The sequence below is a fragment of the Salibacterium salarium genome, assembly GCF_030813635.1.
Lineage (GTDB): Bacteria > Bacillota > Bacilli > Bacillales > Marinococcaceae > Salibacterium > Salibacterium salarium.
Genome location: NZ_JAUSUM010000001.1, coordinates 745,547 through 763,335, shown reverse-complemented (window position 1 = coordinate 763,335; position 17,789 = coordinate 745,547). Strand labels below are relative to the sequence as shown.

Genomic DNA, 17,789 nt, shown 5'->3' with positions numbered 1-17,789 from the left:
TCAACAATCGGACCATTATATAAGCGCCCGATTGCAGAAGATTTATAAGCACCATTCCTTTAAACTAACGCACCCATTAGTTATACGTAAAGACCTACACAATTATTGCATATTATATAAATGAAGTGACAATAAGTAATTATTTCTTACCTTTTAGTTCTAAAAGTATAGGTGCTATATTTAGTGAGATAGAAACAATTGTCAAAAACCATAATGCCCTTTCCATACCAGGTACTACATCCGATAAAGCTGCCCAATCTTCCACTTTTACCCACCGAGATACAAGACTGTATTCTGCACAAAGTGTTAATGCTGTAAATGATAATCCCATCGCCATAGCAAGCTTATAATCCTTTCCTGCTTTATACATATAAAGATTTATAAAAGTTGCTACTATAGCAATAACCCCTAATATTACCCACATAACTATACCTCCATATATTTTTATTTATGTCGTGTAATAATACTAATGTGCTTCATCTCAATTTTTTGCATTATTTTTTATTAGACATTAATACGTCAAATCTTATTTTATAGTAAATGCTCTTCCTTTTGTGATTTCTTATTGAACAAACCTGCTGCGTTAGTTTAAGTATATCCATTCACAAAATTCCATTCATTTTAACATCTAAGTACAGAGTTACCTATAAAGAGTTATTCCAGAATCCGGCCCCATTCTGGAATAGAGGAGGAAGTTTTTTTAATAACTTTATTATATTTTAAACAACTTTATTATTCGTTCTCAGCTGGGATCGCTAAAAACTACTTTCATGCGTTTGAAAGTAACGTTACATTTGTTATATTTAAGTATAATTTTGCGTAACACGCAACGTTATGGTTTAATTCACAAATTTACTAGCCAATACGAAGCGAATACTAGCCAAACATTGTGATTTACTTGCCAAAGCCTAGACTTTACTTGCCAAGTTCTAGTTTACTGTCCAAACTCGACCGTTTACTTGCCAACCAACGACATTTACTGTCCAAGCAGCTTCCTTTACTATCCAAGCCATCCACTCCCAACGTACAGCACCTCCTTCGAGCGAGAAGGAGAAACCCTCATAAAAAAAGACCAACCTTATAAAGGTTAGCCGCAACTCTTCCACGCATACATATGTATTGGTGGAGACGGTGGGAATCGAACCCACGTCCAGAGATATCGTTGCCTAAGCTTCTACGAGCGTAGTCACTATTTTAGAATTCGCCGTTGCTTTGGCCTAGTGACGGGCCGCTGCAAGGCTAGTCTGATTAGTCTCTTCTGTCGACCTCAGACGGTGGCCGAACAGCGTAGCCCACTATTAGTGAGACCCCAAATCACTCCACATGGGCGATGGAGAGCGGGATCCGCAGAAGACTACTTACGCAGCTACTGCGAGGTTTTCGTTTGATTTGCCAGTTATTATTGGCGTAGGCCTTTTACGAGACTGCCTAGCTCGACTCGCCACTTAGGCTCGACCTATCCCTGTCGAAGCCATGTCGTCCCCAATTGTAAAAAGGGGATAGCTATATCCCCTATGGACAATTCATTATAACACACTCACACACATACGCAAGGTCTGACTATTCACCTTTCATTTGCCGACGCACCGCGCGATCCATTTCTCGTTTGGCATCTTTTTCTTTTAATGCCTGGCGTTTATCATACTTTTTCTTCCCTCGCGCAAGACCGATGAGAACTTTTGCCACCCCGCGTTTAATGTACACCTTTAACGGTATAATAGAATATCCGGCTTGCTGGCTTTTTCCAATCAATTGATTAATTTCGCGGCGGTGCAACAGTAATTTACGCGTTCGCAAAGGATCATGGTTAAATTGATTGCCCTGTTCATAATGGCTGATGTGCGCATTATGTAATTGCATTTCCCCGTTATCCACTTTGGCAAAGCTGTCTTTAATATTAATTTTCCCTGCCCGAATCGCTTTTATTTCGGTTCCTTTTAAAACAAGGCCCGCTTCAAACGTTTCTTCAATAAGAAAATCATGGCGGGCTTTTCTATTTTGCGCTAAGACTCTTCCCTCAGTTTTCGTCGCCATCTCCCGTACACCTTTCTTTCCTCTTTCATTGCTTTTATACTAGCAAAACAGGTAAAAAAGCGTCAACTCAATAAAAGCTTCCAATAGGAAGAATAGACACTGTCACAGTTGTCCCAGTGTCATTTCTTCCAGCTTACTTTTTCTTTTTTTTGCCTTGCTTTTTTGGTGCATTTTGATAAAACGTTTTGTTTCCATTACCACCATTTTTTCCTTTTTGACGGCCTTTTTTCGCTTTTGGATTTCCATTTTCCTTATTATTATTTGTACGGTTTCCGCCTTCAATGACTGTCGGGCTGTCTTTACGTTTCCGCTTTTTCGGTGGCTTCATCCCGACAATTTCAAAATCAATATCAGATTCCTCCAGATTGACCTGCAGCACCCGGACTTCAACCTCGTCCCCGATGCGGAAGACATTACCGGTTCGTTCGCCAATCAAGGCGTATTGTTTTTCATCATAATGGTAATAGTCGTCGGTTAAATAACTGATGTGGACCATACCTTCAATCGTGTTCTCTAACTCGACAAACAAACCAAAGTTCGCAGCTCCGCTAATAAAGCCGGTAAATTCTTCGCCTACTTTGTCTTTCATATACTGCGCTTTTTTCAAGTCATCCACTTCACGTTCGGCATCAACAGCGCGTCTTTCCATATCGGAAGAATGCTGAGCGATTTCTGGTAACTTGTCATTCCATTCACTACGTGTTTGTCCATCAAGATTTTTGTTAATCAAATACTCGCGAATCAGGCGGTGAACAATTAAGTCAGGATAACGACGAATTGGTGATGTGAAATGGGTATAGAAATCAGACGCAAGTCCGAAGTGACCGACATTTTCTGAGTCATATTTTGCCTGTTGCATCGAGCGCAGCAACACCGTATTAATGACTGCCTCTTCCGGTTCTCCCTTCACTTCATCGAGTACTTTCTGCATTGCACTTGGGTGAATCGTATTTGCCGTTCCTTTTACGACATATCCGAAATTCGTCACAAACTCGAGAAACCTCTCTAGTTTTTCCGAATCTGGATCATCGTGAATCCGGTAAATAAACGGCATCTTCATCCAATGAAAATGTTCTGCTACCGTTTCGTTTGCTGCCAGCATAAATTCTTCGATTAACCGCTCTGCAACCGAGCGTTCCACCAACACAACATCTTCTGGATTACCTTCTTCGTCCACTTTCACTTCTGCTTCTTTAAAATCAAAATCAATCGCACCACGCGCAAACCGTTTGCGGCGTAAAGTAGCGGCCAATTCTTCCATATCTTCGAAAAACGGTACGAGTCCGCTGAATTTTTCACGCGTTTCTTCGTCTTTTTCTTGTAAAATTAAACGAACATCACTGTATGTCATTCGTTCATTTGTGCGAATGACACTTTCAAAAATGTCATGATCCACGACTTCGCCTTTTTCATTAATTTCCATTTCACAAGATAAGGTGAGCCTGTCTACTTTTGGATTCAGACTACATATTCCATTGGAAAGACGGTGTGGAATCATAGGAATAACACGGTCTACTAGATATGCACTCGTTCCTCGTTCATAAGCCTCTTCATCAATAGGAGAACCTTCTTGTACGTAATAACTGACATCAGCAATATGAACACCCAGCATATAGTTACCGTTTTCCAATTTTTTCACTTGGACCGCATCATCTAAGTCTTTGGCGTCCGCCCCGTCAATTGTTACAATCGTTTCTTCGCGAAGGTCACGGCGCTGTGCGATTTCGTCTTCCTTTATCTCATCAGGCACATTATTTGCCTGTTCAAAGGATGCTTCCGGGAATTCACCAGGAAGTCCGTGCTTATGGATAATCGTTAAAATATCCACACCCGGGTCGTTTTTGTGTCCAATAATATTAACGACTTTTCCTTCTGCACTAAAGCGGCCTTCTGGGTATTTCGTTATTTCAACTACCACTTTGTGGCCGTCTACCGCTCCGTTTTCCGCGTCTTGCGGAATAAATATATCGTTGTTGATGTGCTTGTCATCCACTTCGACAAAACCATAATTGCGGTTGTCAATATACGTACCAACCACTTTCGTCGTGCCTCTTTCTAAAATGCGGACAATCGCACCCTCGGGCTTTGAACCTGAGGATTTATGCTGTACCCTCACGAGCACAGTATCTTTATTCATCGCGCCATTCAGTTCATTTGCCGGTACAAATACATCGTCTTCCTCTTTGTTTTCCGGCAGTATGAATGCAAAACCACGTTGATGACTTTGGACTCGTCCTTTTAATAAATTCATTTTCTCTGGAATACCGTAGCGATTGCTGCGAGTTCGAACAACATCGCCAGCATCTTCCATTTCATTCAAAGCCTTCATTAGCTCTTTCGTTTGTTCCGCATCTCCCATGTCAAAAGCTTCTTGAATTTCTTCAACAGACATAGGTTTCACGGCTTCATTTTTCATATATTGCAGTAATTCCTGCTTTTCTTCTTGATCCAACTATTTCATCTCCTTTCGTAATAATTTCTTCGTCAGATCATAACTCTATTTCTATTTGTCTGTTTCCCAGTCAAGCTGTTCTAAAAACTGGTAAATATCTTCGTGGAGTTGTTCTTTTTCTGGTCCATGAGTAATAACGTGTGGCGAATCTTTATACCATTTTAATGTTTTATCGGTAGTAGCAATTTCATCATGAATGATTTGAGCACTTTTGGTTTCTACCATTTCATCGTTTACCGCTTGGACGATAAAGGTCGGTGCATATATCATATCCAATGAATCCTTTACGTCTTTTATCGTTTCATTCACCGATTGAAGCGTGTCTAAAGGCAGTTCTTTAAATGCTTCCATTTCTTTTTCAATTTGGGCTTCCTCTTTTTTCTCCAACTGCTTGAATTCTTTTGTATAGCGCAGGACACCTTGATATAATCTCTCTTTATTTTCGGATATTGTCATTGGTGCACACATAGGTATAATTCCCTTCACATTAAACATGTATGCTGCTTTTAATGTCATTAAACCGCCAAGGGAAAGACCGGCTACGGCAATTTCATCATATCCTTCATTTTTAAGGTGCTGCCACGCTTTTTCTACGTCCTGCCACCAATCAAACGCATTTGATTCCATCAATTCTTCCGGGGGAACTCCATGACCCGACAAAATCGGTGCGTGACACGTATATCCTTTTTTCTGTAAAAATCTCCCCAACATCCGGACATCTGCTGAATTGCCGGTAAAAGCATGCAGCAATAAGACAGCCCGATTGCCTCCTTCAAACGTAAATGGTTTTGGTGGTACTACTTTCATGATGAATTCCCCTTTCTCTCTTTATTCTGCCTATCCATTTCATCTCTATCATATACATTTATTCCAATTCTTCCAGTTACTTCTTCTGTTTATTATATAAAAAAAGCAGCCAGGTGATGGTCCCGCTGCTTTCACTTATTCCCGTTTCTATTCTGTCTAATCATTACGCAAGATATTACAGAAAATAACCGAGCAATAATGTAAGTACAAAAAATAGCACCGCTAATACAACAGTAGCTCGAGTGAGGAAAGCTTCAATTCCACGCGCTTTTTGCTTTCCAATCATCTGCTCGGCGCCACCCGATATAGCTCCTGACAATCCAGCACTCCGGCCTGCTTGAAGAAGTACTACGGTTATTAAAGCTAACGAAACAATAATTAAAAGTACGTATAGCAACGTTTCCAATCATGACACCTCCACGTCCAAATCACACTATTCATAATGTAACACAACGACTTGTACTTGGCAATCATACCATTTATTTAAAAACGCCGCAGTTTGCCAGCGAGAAGCAAACTGCGGCGTTACGTATTATTTATTCAAGTTATAAAACGCGTTTTTCCCAGGATAAATGGACGTGCTACCAAGTTCATCTGTAATACGGATGAGCTGGTTGTATTTTGCAACACGATCGGTACGTGATGGTGCACCGGTCTTAATTTGTCCTGCGTTTACTGCTACGGCAATGTCAGCAATCGTTGCGTCTTCTGTTTCACCGGAACGATGGGATACAACAGCTGTGTAACCAGCACGTTTAGCCATTTCCATCGCGTCAAACGTTTCTGTAAGTGTTCCAATTTGGTTAACTTTGACAAGAATAGAGTTTCCAACTCCTTCTTCAATACCGCGGGATAACTTATTGGTGTTAGTCACAAACAAATCGTCCCCAACGAGCTGTACTTTATCGCCAATCGCTTCGGTTAGCTTCTTCCAGCCGTCCCAATCGTTTTCATCAAGACCATCTTCAATCGAAACAATTGGATATTTCTCTGTAAGGTCTTTATAGAAAGCAATCATTTCGTCCGCTGTTTTTACAACGCCTTCGCCTTTAAGGTTATATTTGCCGTCTTCATAAATTTCAGAAGAAGCAGCGTCCATAGCTAATTGCACTTGTTCACCTGGCTTATAGCCTGCTTTTTCAATCGCTTCAACAATGGTTTGCAACGCTTCTTCGTTCGATCCTAAGTTAGGAGCAAATCCACCTTCATCGCCAACAGCTGTGTTGTAGCCTTTATCTTTTAAAACCTTTTTCAAGTTATGAAAGATTTCAGCGCCCATGCGGATCGCTTGTGGAAAATCTTCCGCCCCTACTGGCATAATCATAAATTCTTGAATATCTACATTGTTATCTGCATGCTCTCCTCCGTTCAAGATGTTCATCATTGGAACCGGAAGGGTTTTCGCATTGAAACCACCCAAGTATTCATATAGTGGAATACCAAGGTCATGCGCAGATGCATGAGCAATCGCCATAGAAACACCTAGAATCGCATTAGCACCTAGTTTTTCTTTGTTATCTGTTCCATCTAATTCAAGCATAAGTTGATCAATACCTGTTTGATCGGTTACTTCCATTCCAATCACTTCTGGTGCGATATCTTCGTTCACGTGATCGACCGCTTGAATAACACCTTTACCCATAAAGCGATCGCCGCCATCACGCAATTCTACAGCTTCATATTCGCCTGTAGATGCACCACTAGGTACGAGCGCACGGCCAAATCCGCCTGTTTCTGTAAATACTTCAACTTCTACTGTTGGATTTCCGCGGGAGTCAAGGACTTCGCGACCATAAACATCTGTAATCATACTCATTGTTTCATTTCTCCTTTATTATCTAATTAACGATTGACCTGTCATTTCTTCTGGTTTTTCTATTTTCAAAAGATCTACTGCCGTTGGACAAAGGTCAGCTAATACACCATTCTCCTTCAAATCGATGCCATTCTTTGTCACGATAACAGGAACTTGGTTTGTCGTGTGAGCTGTCATCGGCTCATCTTCCAAAGTAACAACTTCATCTGCATTACCGTGATCGGCTGTAATGATCGCATTACCGCCTTTTTCTGTAATAAGGTCAACAATTTTACCAAGACATTCATCTACCGTCTCCACCGCTTTAATGGTAGCATCTAATTTCCCAGAATGACCAACCATATCTGGATTAGCAAAATTCAATACGATAAAATCATGATTTTCCGCCTTGATTTCGTCTAATAATGCGTCGGTTACTTTATATGCGCTCATTTCCGGCTGCAAATCATAAGTAGCCACTTTCGGAGAATCGATTAATATACGCTTTTCCCCATCAAACTCTTTTTCCTGTCCTCCGCTGAAAAAGAATGTGACGTGCGGATATTTCTCTGTTTCGGCAATTCGCAATTGCTTTTTCCCAGCTTTTGCGACCGTTTCACCCATAGTGTTTTCCAAGTTTTGCGGTGGATAAGCAACTTCTGCCTGAATCGCATCACTATAGGAAGTCATCGTAACGTAATGAAGGTTTTTAGGTGCCTTATCTCCTTTATCAAATCCACTAAAATCATCATTCGTAAACACTTCAGAAAGCTGAATCGCACGATCAGGACGGAAGTTAAAGAACACAACAGCATCATTATCCTGAATTGTTGCTACAGGTTGTCCGTCTTGTTCTGTCAGTATAGAAGGAACAAAAAACTCATCCCATACTTCTTCATCGTATGAAGTCTCAATCGCTTCTTCTGGTGAGTTATACGCTTGACCTTCCCCATATACTAAAGCTCGATAAGATTTTTCTAAACGTTCCCAACGCTTATCACGGTCCATTGAATAATAACGGCCGTGTAAGCTGGCAAGTTGACCAACACCAATTTCTTTCATTTTTGTTTCTAATTCTTCCACATACGTCTTTGCCGTTGTCTGTCCAACATCACGTCCGTCTAAAAAGGCATGAACATACACGTTTTTAATCCCTTTATCTTTCGCCATTTCAAGCAATCCAAAAAGATGCTTTATGTGGCTATGAACGCCGCCGTCAGACAATAGGCCATACAGATGAAGGCTGCTTCCGTGTTTTCTTACATGTTCCGTTGCACCAACTAACGCTTGGTTCTTTTGAAACGATCCTTCTTCAATCGCTTTGTTAATTCTTGTGAGACTTTGATAGACAACTCTTCCGGCGCCAATGTTCAAATGACCAACTTCAGAGTTTCCCATCTGTCCGTCCGGCAATCCAACAGCTGTACCGCATGCTTCTAAGTTTGTATGGGGATACGTTTCCCAGTACCGATCAAAATTAGGGGTGTTAGCTTGCGCAACAGCATTTCCTTTTTCTTCATCTCGAAGGGCGTAGCCGTCGAGAATAATAAGTGCTACAGGAGACTTACTCATGTTTGCCAGCCTCCACCAACTGTAGGAATGCATCAGACTTCAAGCTAGCACCGCCAACAAGAGCTCCATCAATATGTTCTTTTTCCATGTAACCTGCTATATTTTCAGGTTTCACACTTCCGCCGTATTGAATACGTACAGCTTCTGCGGTGTCTTGGTCATACAATTCAGCAATAACCTTACGAACAGTACCGCATGTTTCATTGGCATCTTCAGCGGTTGATGATTTGCCGGTTCCGATAGCCCAAATAGGTTCGTATGCTACAACAACCTGTTTTACTTGTTCTGCGCTTAGACCTTCGAATCCTTTTTCTACCTGTTCTTTCACAACTGCTTCTGTTTTGTTACTGTCACGTTCTTCCAACGTTTCTCCGCAGCACATAATCGGAGTAATTCCATGTTGGAAAGCGGCATGAAGTTTTTGATTAACGCTCTCGTCTGTTTCATTGAACATTTCACGGCGCTCGGAGTGGCCGATAATGGAGTAGTTAATACCCAAATCTTTCAATGCTGCCGGACTGATTTCTCCCGTGAACGCACCGTTTTCTTCAAAGTGCATCGTTTGTGCGCCAATTTCAACATCACTACCTGCTGCTTTATCGTTCATTTCTTTTAAAAATAAGGCTGGTGCACAAACTACCGTTTCAACCTCATTTGCAGAAGGGACATTGCCCTTGATTTCTTCAATAAACGTAACAGCTTCTCCATGAGTCTTGTTCATTTTCCAGTTTCCAGCAAGAATTGGTTTTCTCATATTAGAATGCTCCCTTCTTTCTAATTATTTCTATCGTTTGAGTTATTGTTTATTTATCACTTAGTGCTGCGACACCTGGAAGTACTTTTCCTTCCATGAATTCAAGGGAAGCGCCGCCTCCGGTTGATATGTGACTCATTTTGTCTGCCATACCAAATTTCTCTACGGCAGCTGCAGAATCGCCCCCGCCAATGACGGAATACGTTTCGGATGCTTCTGCTAGTGCTTCACCGATAGCTCTTGTGCCTTTTGAAAATGGTTTAAATTCAAATACACCCATTGGTCCGTTCCACAACACCAGCTTGGAATCTTGAATGACATCTTTATAAGCTTCCATCGTTTTAGGGCCAATGTCAAGTGCTTCCCAGTCAGATGGGATATTTTCGATATTTACCACTTTTGTATTAGCGTCTTCACTTAGATCATCAGCAACGGTTACATCAAGCGGCATGTAGAAGTTTACACCATTATCTTTTGCTTTTTGCATATATTCGTTCGCCAAGTCAATCTTTTCTTCATCTAAGAGGGATTTTCCGATTTCGTAGCCTTTTGCTTTAACGAATGTGTAAGCAAGTCCTCCACCGATGATTAAATTGTCTACTTTATCGAGCAGGTAATCAATCACACCGATTTTGTCTTTCACCTTTGCACCGCCGACGATAGCTGTGAATGGGCGTTCTGGTGTTGTTAATGCTTGTCCGAGTACTTCTAGTTCTTTTTCCATCAACAAGCCAGATACTGCCGGAATGTGACGTGCAACGCCTTCCGTTGAAGCATGAGCACGGTGTGCGGCACCAAACGCGTCATTTACATAAACATCCGCTAAGGAAGCAAGGTTTTTAGACAACGTTTCATCATTTTTCTCTTCGCCTGGTTCAAAACGAAGGTTTTCAAGCAACAATACTTCGCCTTCTACTAAGTTTTCAGCTGCCTGCTTCGCTTCATCTCCATAAACCTCATCCACTTTTTTTACATCTTTATGAAGAAGATTTCCAAGACGAACGGCAACCGGACCTAAACGAAGTTCATCAGAAGCCTCTCCTTTTGGACGGCCAAGATGGCTTCCAAGAATAATTTTCGCTCCTTGATCAATCAGATGTTGAATCGTTGGCAATGCTGCACGGATACGAGTATCATCCGTCACTTCGTCTTTATTCATCGGTACGTTAAAATCGACCCGGCAAAAGACAGTTTGTCCTTTTAAATCTATATCGCGTATTGATTTTTTGTTCATGAAAGAACCTCCTCGATTGTTAATCACATTTCCCTATCATTGTACCCATTAATAACACTTCATTCATAAGAAAAGGGAGTAAGAAATATTACTTCCTTCTCCCTTCTGTATCATTCCCAGGTTGCCTTGTTTCTTATTGTTGTTTTGCCATATATGCTACAAGATCAACCACACGGCTGGAATAGCCAAATTCGTTGTCGTACCAAGAAATAACTTTAACCATATTATCTTCCATTACCATTGTAGAAAGAGCGTCGATAGTGGAGGAGCTTGATTTACTGTTGTAGTCACTGGAAACAAGTGGTTCTTCACTGTAACCAAGAACACCTTTCAATTCTCCTTCGGAAGCTTCTTTCAATGCGTTATTTACATCTTCTGCGGAAACATTTTCATCAAGTTCAGCTACAAGATCGACAAGGGAAACGTTTGGAGTAGGTACACGCATTGCGCCACCATTCAATTTTCCTTCAAGTTCAGGAAGAACAAGAGCAACTGCTTTTGCTGCACCAGTAGAAGTTGGAATGATGTTTTGGCCGGCAGCACGTGCACGACGATAGTCTTTATGCGGAAGGTCAAGAATTTGCTGATCGTTTGTGTAAGAGTGAACAGTTGTCATAAGACCGCGCTTAAGACCAAACTTATCATTTAGTACTTTTGCAACGGGAGCGAGGCAGTTAGTAGTACAAGATGCGTTAGAAACAACGTCATGCTTAGCAGGATCATACGTGTCTTCATTAACGCCCATTACGAATGTAGCATCTGTCTCTTTACCTGGTGCAGAAATGATAACTTTCTTCGCGCCTGCTTCAAGGTGCTTCGCTGCATCGTCACGATTTACAAACAATCCAGTAGATTCTACAACGAGCTCAACGCCAGCTGCGCTCCAGTTGATTTCCGCTGGATTTTTTTGTGCAGTAACGCGAATTTCTTTGCCACCAACAACAAGGTTGTCACCATTAACGGATACCTCTTGATCTAGGCTTCCATGAACAGAGTCATACTTCAATAGATGAGCCAGCATGTCAGCGTCTGTAAGGTCATTGATTGCTACAACTTCCACGTCATCATTACTCAATGCTGCGCGAAATACAACGCGTCCAATTCTTCCAAAACCGTTAATACCAATTTTTGTTGCCATAAATAAATCCTCCTTAAGATTAGTGAAACTTTTTATATTAACCCAGAAAGCAGTGTAGTCAAAGCTTTCTGCGGGTTGATCCATCCGGGACTTTCTATATTAATCCTAAAATAGCTTGGGATGCCCCTTCATCTGTAATCAGTACATCACTTGGGCGGTATTTCATATATGCTGTAATAGCTTCTGCTTTAGAAGCACCGCCAGCCACTGTAACGACAGTCTGATTTTCTTGTAAATCATCAAGCTGGAGTCCAATCGTTTTTTCCTTATGAACAATGTGGCCGGATTTGTCAAAGTAATAACCAAACGCTTCCGCCACCGCTTGTTTTTGCTCCAAGGTGTCCAGTGTCTCTTCTTTTGTTTCGCGCCTTTCAGCCATAGTAGAAGCGGCACCGACACCATGAACAACCATTTTAGCCTGACGGATAGAGCGAAGTAACTCTTTAATGCCGGGTTCAAGCACTAATGATTCTCTCGTTTCTTTACTCAATTGGTCCGGCACGTGAAGCAACCTGTACTTACCATTAGCTTTTGTTGCCATCGTGGAACTGATTGTATTTGCTTGAATTTCTACTTTTTCTCCCAAACCACCGCGAGCTGGAACAAAGGTGACATTATTAAAATTAGAGTCAGGACTCATCATTTCCGCAACATCAGCCAAGGTTGTTCCGCCTGCTACAGCAACAATGTCATCGGGTACAAGCATTTCTTTCATTTGCTGTACACACGCTCTACCCAATTCTTTTTTCACCCATGAATAACGGTCGCTATTCTCAGGAACAATAATGACTCTTTGCACCTGCAATGTATCAGCTACTCGCTTCTCCATGTCTGCAAGTCCTGTCACAGACTTCATTGTTTCTTCCAGACCAGCAAGAAGATTTTCTCCTTCATCGGTCAAAGTCATACCGGATGCTCCAATATAGACAAGACCTTGGTCTTTTAAAAACAGGACTTCACCCCGCAACACGCGCTCTGATACTTCTAAACTTCCCGCAAGCGTTCGCCTGCCAACAGGTTGCATTAATCTGAGGTATTGCAAAATTCTATAACGTTTTTCCATCACATCCAGTACATCTGGCTGTAATTTTTTCTGAAATTCTATGAAATTTCTCATATGTACCCATCACCAGACTCTCACGGGACGTGAATGGTCCCGCTAAGACATTTTTAGTCCCGCTTACGGCATAAAAAAGGTTTTCTTCTTTATGCATGTTTATTTTATCAAGAATCAACGCCACAAGCAACTACAAGTTTCGCCATAGTAAAAATGGAGAAGAAAACTTTTCAATACTTATCTTCCCCATTTTATTCTTTTTCAAACGTAACGTTTTCGTTTCGAAGAGGAAGGAATATTTAATTCATCTCTGTACTTAGCAACCGCTCGTCTTGATATAGATATACCTTTGTCGGATTCTATCTGGGTCGAAATTTTTTGATCGGACAAAGGGGCTTGTTTTTCCTCTTGATTTACTAAATCATGAATCATTTTCTTAATAGCTAACGTTGATGTTTGTTCACCATCCAAACTGTTCACACCAGTTGAGAAAAAGTGTTTCAATTCAAATAATCCGTGGGGCGTTTGGACATATTTATTGGTTGTTGTACGTGAGACCGTTGATTCATGTACGTCTGCCTTGTCTGCTACGTCTTTTAAAGTTAAAGGCTTCATTTCGTTAGAACCATCTTTAAAAAAGTCATACTGAAATTCAACAATCGCCTCCGTTACATTTTTAATCGTTTGTTGACGCTGATTGATGCTGTTCAATATCCATGTCAGTTGCTTATATTTTTTCTGCGCATATTCGGTTGCTTCTCCTTCTTCTTTGCTCTCCAACAGATGACGATATTGGTCGTTCAACCTTATTTTTGGAAGGCTGTCATCATGCAGGCGGACACAAAACTCGGAGCCATCTTTTTCAATATAAACGTCTGGTACTAACCATGCCGGTTCCTCACTATCAAACGGAGACCCAGGATACGGATTTAACTGTTGAATATCATCGTGTACTCTCTGAATATCTTTCAATGAGACGTTTAACTCTGTTGCGAGCTTCTTCCAATTATAGGTCCCTAATTCCTCCAAACCAGCCGCTGCTACTTTTTCGGCAAGCTCATTTCTTGGAGACATACGCTTAAGTTGAAGCATTAAACATTCCTGCAGAGAACGTGCGGCTACACCAGCCGGCTCTAAGGTTTGTAAGGTAACTACAAGCTCTTCATATTGCTTAGGCGAAATGGAAAATACTTTCGCTGCTTCTTTATAGCTCCCTTCCAAATAACCATTGTCTCCAACATTTCCGGCTAAATACATCAATTGTTTCATTTCTAGTTCATTTAAAGGCATCAGACGTATTTGTTCAATTAAGTAATCCGAGATTCCTATATTATCGTCTCTTACCTGATCAAACATTGAAAAATCACGATGGTCTTCTTTTTCTTGCATTTCAGGAGGTTCATCATGCCACATCACCGGCATCTTGTACGCTTCATGTATAGTATGCATCGTAAGTTCTTGACGTTCTATTTCCATTAACGGATTCTCTAATGCTGCTTCTTCAATATAATTAGTCAGCTCATGCGTAGATAATTGTAATAAGGAAATGGCCTGGCGTAGCTCTTGTGTCATAACGAGCTTCATAGACTGTTGTTGATATAACCCTATGTCCAGGTTCATGTTGTTCCCTCCTTCTCCCTTGTAAACGTTTTCCTTATTTATTATATCATATGAATCGGCGCTCGTACTTTATCCCGTCTTAATATGTTTTTCTAATAGAAGTTTGAATCAGCAAAGAAACGGTTATTATACAGAAAGATTCTCTTGTTTCAGAAAACAGAAAATTGTTAGCACCCATTTTCATTAAAACGTTAGAGTTAACGGTGTTTTTATTGTACAATGGTCTATGGTTAAGCGGATTTTTATTTTATCCGCCTTTTTATTTGACCATCATTGACCATAAGAGTATGATGGAATCAACAGCTAAACACAGGGCTGAAAGCATGAAATGAAGAGGAGGATGTATAAACATGAATTTAATTCCAACAGTTATTGAACAAACAAATCGCGGGGAACGTGCGTATGACATTTATTCCCGCCTACTGAAAGACCGCATTATTATGCTTGGATCTGGGATTGATGACAATATCGCTAATTCGGTTGTGGCTCAACTACTTTTCTTAGCCGCAGATGATCCGGAGAAAGATATTTCGCTATACATTAATAGTCCAGGTGGCTCGATTACAGCAGGAATGGCCATCTATGACACCATGCAGCATATTAAACCGGAAGTTTCCACTATTTGTGTCGGAATGGCTGCTTCTATGGGATCTTTCCTTTTGACTGCAGGACAAGAAGGAAAGCGTTATGCTCTTCCAAATAGTGAAGTCATGATTCACCAACCGCTCGGTGGGACACAAGGTCAGGCCACTGATATTGATATTCACGCTCGCCGTATCTTGGACATCCGGGAAAAGCTGAACAACATTCTATCCGAGCGTACAGGTCAACCACTTGAAGTTATTCAACGTGACACAGATCGTGATAACTTCATGACCGCAGAAGACGCAAAACAATATGGATTGATTGACGACGTTCTTTATAAGTAAACATTGTCTCTTCCATCGAGGCTGCCGAAACAGTGATATTCACTGCGCAGGCAGCCTTTTTCTACAGCAGAACCCTTAGGCTCCTAAGTAAAAAACAGCGCTTTCCTCTCTTTTCAGGAAAAAGCGCTGTTTTTCTTTATCATTCTTCTTTTTCTACAAATTGAACAAGTGCATTGATGGCTTCATCCTCGTCATTACCATCTACGGTTACCTTTATAACTTCTCCTGTTCTTGCTGCCAAACTCATAATGCCCATTATACTTTTGGCGTTGACCTTTTTACTATCTTTTTCAATAAACACATCTGATTGAAAACGGTTCGCTTCTTGCACAAATAAGGCGGCAGGGCGTGCTTGCAAACCTGTTTTCAATTTAACCTCTGTGGTTTTTTCGACCAATCGTATCTACCTCCCTCCATTAATCTACATGTACGTTGTTTTCGAGCTGAACATTCTCTCCATTTCGAATTTTTTCGGCCAATTGATTAATTTTTCGGAGACGGTGATTCACTCCTGATTTACTAACGGGACCACTTGGAACCATTTCACCAAGCTCTTTTAATGTGACATCTTGATGTTTCACCCGAAGTTCTGCCATTTCCCGAACTTTATCAGGCAGCTGTTCCAGTCCTATCTCATTATCAACTATTTGAATGTTTTCGACCTGTCGTAAAGCGGCTCCCACCGTTTTATTTAAATTAGCCGTTTCGCAATTAACTAGACGATTCACAGAATTTCTCATATCTTTCATAATACGAACGTCTTCGAAATAGAGGAGAGCCTGATGGGCCCCGATAACGTTTAGAAATTCTGTTATTTTCTCACTTTCTTTAATATATAGGATAAATCCTTTTTTTCGTTCCAAACTTTTTGAAGAAAGGTCAAATTCATGAAGAAGCTCACGAAGGGCTTTATTATGTTCCTCATATAAGGAGAATATTTCAAGGTGATACGAGGATGTTTCGGGATGGTTTACCGAGCCGCCAGCTAAAAAAGCCCCACGGAGATAAGCCCGTTTGCAACAATTGTCTTCTAAAATATCTGTGGAAATCGAACGAATGAAACGAAATCCATCTTTCATAATACTTAAGTCACTTAACAGCTCACGAGCTTCTTGTGTGATGCGTACGATGTATACGTTATTTTTTTTCAAACGCATTTTTTTTCGAACCATGAGTTCTACAACAATATCTTTATATACCCGTTTTATTAACTTATAAATTCTTCGTGCAATGGCTGCATTTTCTGTCGATACATCTAAAAGTAGTTGACCATTGCTGAAAGAAATTGATCCATTCATACGTATTAATGCGGCAAGTTCTGCCTTTGCGCAACATTCATCCGATTCGAATTGAGTTAATTCCTTTTTTGTCATAGCCGCAAAGGACGACATATTTCGTTCACCGCCTTTTTACATTGTAGAGCTTGATAGAAATGTCTTCCGCTCTACTAAAGTTCTTTTAATAAAGATTGGGATACTTTAACCGCATCATGTCGAAAAAGGTCACCATGATAATGCATAAATGCATCCTTTACGACAGAGTATCCTAAGTCCTCCAATCGTTGTTCATCAAAGTGTACCGGAAATGCGGACTCTTTCGCATATTTATCTAATACTTCAGCCGGAATCTCACTATTGTTCACAAGTACCGTATCTATCACATTGCAGCCAGTGTGAGAACGTATCGCTTCTACATGATCGGCTACTGAAAAATGATCCGTTTCCCCAGATTGTGTCATTCCATTGCATATATACACTTTACGTGCGGAAGCTTCTTGTATAGCCTTAGCAATTCCAGGAACGAGTAAATTGGGGATAACACTTGTGTACAAACTCCCCGGGCCAAGTACAATAAGATCAGCCTGTTTTATAGCTTCAAGGCTTTCCGGCAGCGGCTGAACGCCCTTCGGTGATAAACGGACCTTTTTAATCTGTTTACCTGAATGAGGAATATTTGATTCTCCTGTAACAATAGAACCATCCGTCATTTCAGCTTTTAATTCAATACTTTGATTAGCAGCCGGAAACACATTTCCCCTTACATTAAGGACCGTACTTAATTCACTAATTCCTCTTGAAAAATCTCCAGTAATTGAAGTCATACCTGCCAACAGCAAGTTTCCTAACGAGTGACCGGACAGACCATTTCCATTTTCAAACCGATGTTGAAACATCTGTTCAATCATCGGTTCTACTTCCGCAAGTGCTACGAGAACATTACGGACATCCCCTGGAGGTGGAATATTTAATTCTTTTCGAAGTATTCCTGAGCTGCCGCCGTCATCAGCAACGGTTACAATCGCCGTGATATCTACAGGAAAAGTTTTCAATCCCCGTAACAGTACAGACAATCCCGTTCCACCGCCGATGACGACGATTTTTGGTTTATTCACGATGA

Annotated in this window: 16 protein-coding genes and 1 other RNA gene; 1 reads left to right on the top strand and 16 read right to left on the bottom strand. The window is 40.9% G+C overall.

Annotated features, from left to right (window positions below; genetic code table 11):
• Nucleotides 1-139: 139 nt before the first annotated feature.
• The 13 genes from J2S78_RS03620 to rpoN form a co-directional block, all read right to left on the bottom strand.
• Entirely contained in the window at nt 140-424 is a 285-nt protein-coding gene (locus tag J2S78_RS03620) for a hypothetical protein (protein ID WP_306896350.1), read from the bottom strand.
• A 696-nt stretch (nt 425-1,120) separates the two neighbouring features.
• Nucleotides 1,121-1,484: a transfer-messenger RNA gene (gene ssrA, locus J2S78_RS03615) on the bottom strand.
• 76 nt (nt 1,485-1,560) lie between these two features.
• The gene (gene smpB, locus J2S78_RS03610) at nt 1,561-2,034 is read right to left on the bottom strand and encodes an SsrA-binding protein SmpB (RefSeq protein WP_306896348.1); all 474 of its coding nucleotides are present in this window, start codon (nt 2,032-2,034) and stop codon (nt 1,561-1,563) included.
• Nucleotides 2,035-2,167: 133 nt separating this feature from the next.
• On the bottom strand, nt 2,168-4,486 hold the full coding sequence (gene rnr, locus J2S78_RS03605) for a ribonuclease R (RefSeq protein WP_306896347.1): 2,319 nt from the start codon (nt 4,484-4,486) through the stop codon (nt 2,168-2,170).
• A 51-nt stretch (nt 4,487-4,537) separates the two neighbouring features.
• Entirely contained in the window at nt 4,538-5,296 is a 759-nt protein-coding gene (locus J2S78_RS03600; RefSeq protein WP_306896984.1) for an alpha/beta hydrolase, read from the bottom strand.
• Nucleotides 5,297-5,468: 172 nt separating this feature from the next.
• Complete coding sequence (gene secG / locus J2S78_RS03595) at nt 5,469-5,699, bottom strand: preprotein translocase subunit SecG (protein WP_125553301.1); 231 nt, start codon at nt 5,697-5,699, stop codon at nt 5,469-5,471.
• Between the two features lie 126 nt (nt 5,700-5,825).
• Complete coding sequence (gene eno / locus J2S78_RS03590) at nt 5,826-7,109, bottom strand: phosphopyruvate hydratase (RefSeq protein ID WP_306896344.1); 1,284 nt, start codon at nt 7,107-7,109, stop codon at nt 5,826-5,828.
• 18 nt (nt 7,110-7,127) lie between these two features.
• Nucleotides 7,128-8,660, bottom strand: coding sequence for a 2,3-bisphosphoglycerate-independent phosphoglycerate mutase (gene gpmI, locus J2S78_RS03585; protein WP_306896342.1), 1,533 nt, complete (start codon nt 8,658-8,660; stop codon nt 7,128-7,130).
• Nucleotides 8,653-9,414, bottom strand: coding sequence for a triose-phosphate isomerase (gene tpiA, locus J2S78_RS03580; protein WP_306896339.1), 762 nt, complete (start codon nt 9,412-9,414; stop codon nt 8,653-8,655). Before tpiA ends, gpmI begins: the two co-directional genes overlap by 8 nt.
• A 49-nt stretch (nt 9,415-9,463) precedes the next feature.
• Nucleotides 9,464-10,648: a phosphoglycerate kinase gene (locus J2S78_RS03575; protein WP_306896337.1), complete on the bottom strand. Its 1,185-nt coding sequence runs from the start codon at nt 10,646-10,648 to the stop codon at nt 9,464-9,466.
• Nucleotides 10,649-10,781: 133 nt separating this feature from the next.
• On the bottom strand, nt 10,782-11,786 hold the full coding sequence (gene gap, locus J2S78_RS03570) for a type I glyceraldehyde-3-phosphate dehydrogenase (protein ID WP_125553310.1): 1,005 nt from the start codon (nt 11,784-11,786) through the stop codon (nt 10,782-10,784).
• Between the two features lie 94 nt (nt 11,787-11,880).
• Nucleotides 11,881-12,903: a sugar-binding transcriptional regulator gene (locus J2S78_RS03565; RefSeq protein WP_306896333.1), complete on the bottom strand. Its 1,023-nt coding sequence runs from the start codon at nt 12,901-12,903 to the stop codon at nt 11,881-11,883.
• Nucleotides 12,904-13,104: 201 nt separating this feature from the next.
• A complete protein-coding gene (gene rpoN / locus J2S78_RS03560; protein ID WP_306896331.1) occupies nt 13,105-14,463 on the bottom strand; it encodes an RNA polymerase factor sigma-54 in 1,359 nt (452 codons plus the stop codon).
• Nucleotides 14,464-14,813: 350 nt separating this feature from the next.
• Between rpoN and clpP the strand changes: the two genes are divergently transcribed.
• Complete coding sequence (gene clpP / locus J2S78_RS03555) at nt 14,814-15,392, top strand: ATP-dependent Clp endopeptidase proteolytic subunit ClpP (protein WP_125559955.1); 579 nt, start codon at nt 14,814-14,816, stop codon at nt 15,390-15,392.
• A 139-nt stretch (nt 15,393-15,531) separates the two neighbouring features.
• Here clpP and J2S78_RS03550 read toward each other — a convergent pair whose 3' ends face one another.
• From J2S78_RS03550 to mgfK, 3 genes are read right to left on the bottom strand one after another with little or no spacing between them, the layout of a single operon-like run.
• Nucleotides 15,532-15,789 (bottom strand): HPr family phosphocarrier protein, encoded by a 258-nt coding sequence (locus J2S78_RS03550; protein ID WP_306896327.1) that lies wholly within the window; start codon nt 15,787-15,789, stop codon nt 15,532-15,534.
• Between the two features lie 19 nt (nt 15,790-15,808).
• Nucleotides 15,809-16,783 carry a DNA-binding protein WhiA gene (gene whiA / locus J2S78_RS03545; RefSeq protein WP_306896325.1) on the bottom strand — a complete coding sequence of 325 codons (975 nt, stop codon included), beginning with the start codon at nt 16,781-16,783 and terminating at the stop codon, nt 15,809-15,811.
• 56 nt (nt 16,784-16,839) lie between these two features.
• On the bottom strand, nt 16,840-17,784 hold the full coding sequence (mgfK, locus tag J2S78_RS03540) for a gluconeogenesis morphogenetic factor MgfK (protein ID WP_306896323.1): 945 nt from the start codon (nt 17,782-17,784) through the stop codon (nt 16,840-16,842).
• Nucleotides 17,785-17,789: the final 5 nt, after the last annotated feature.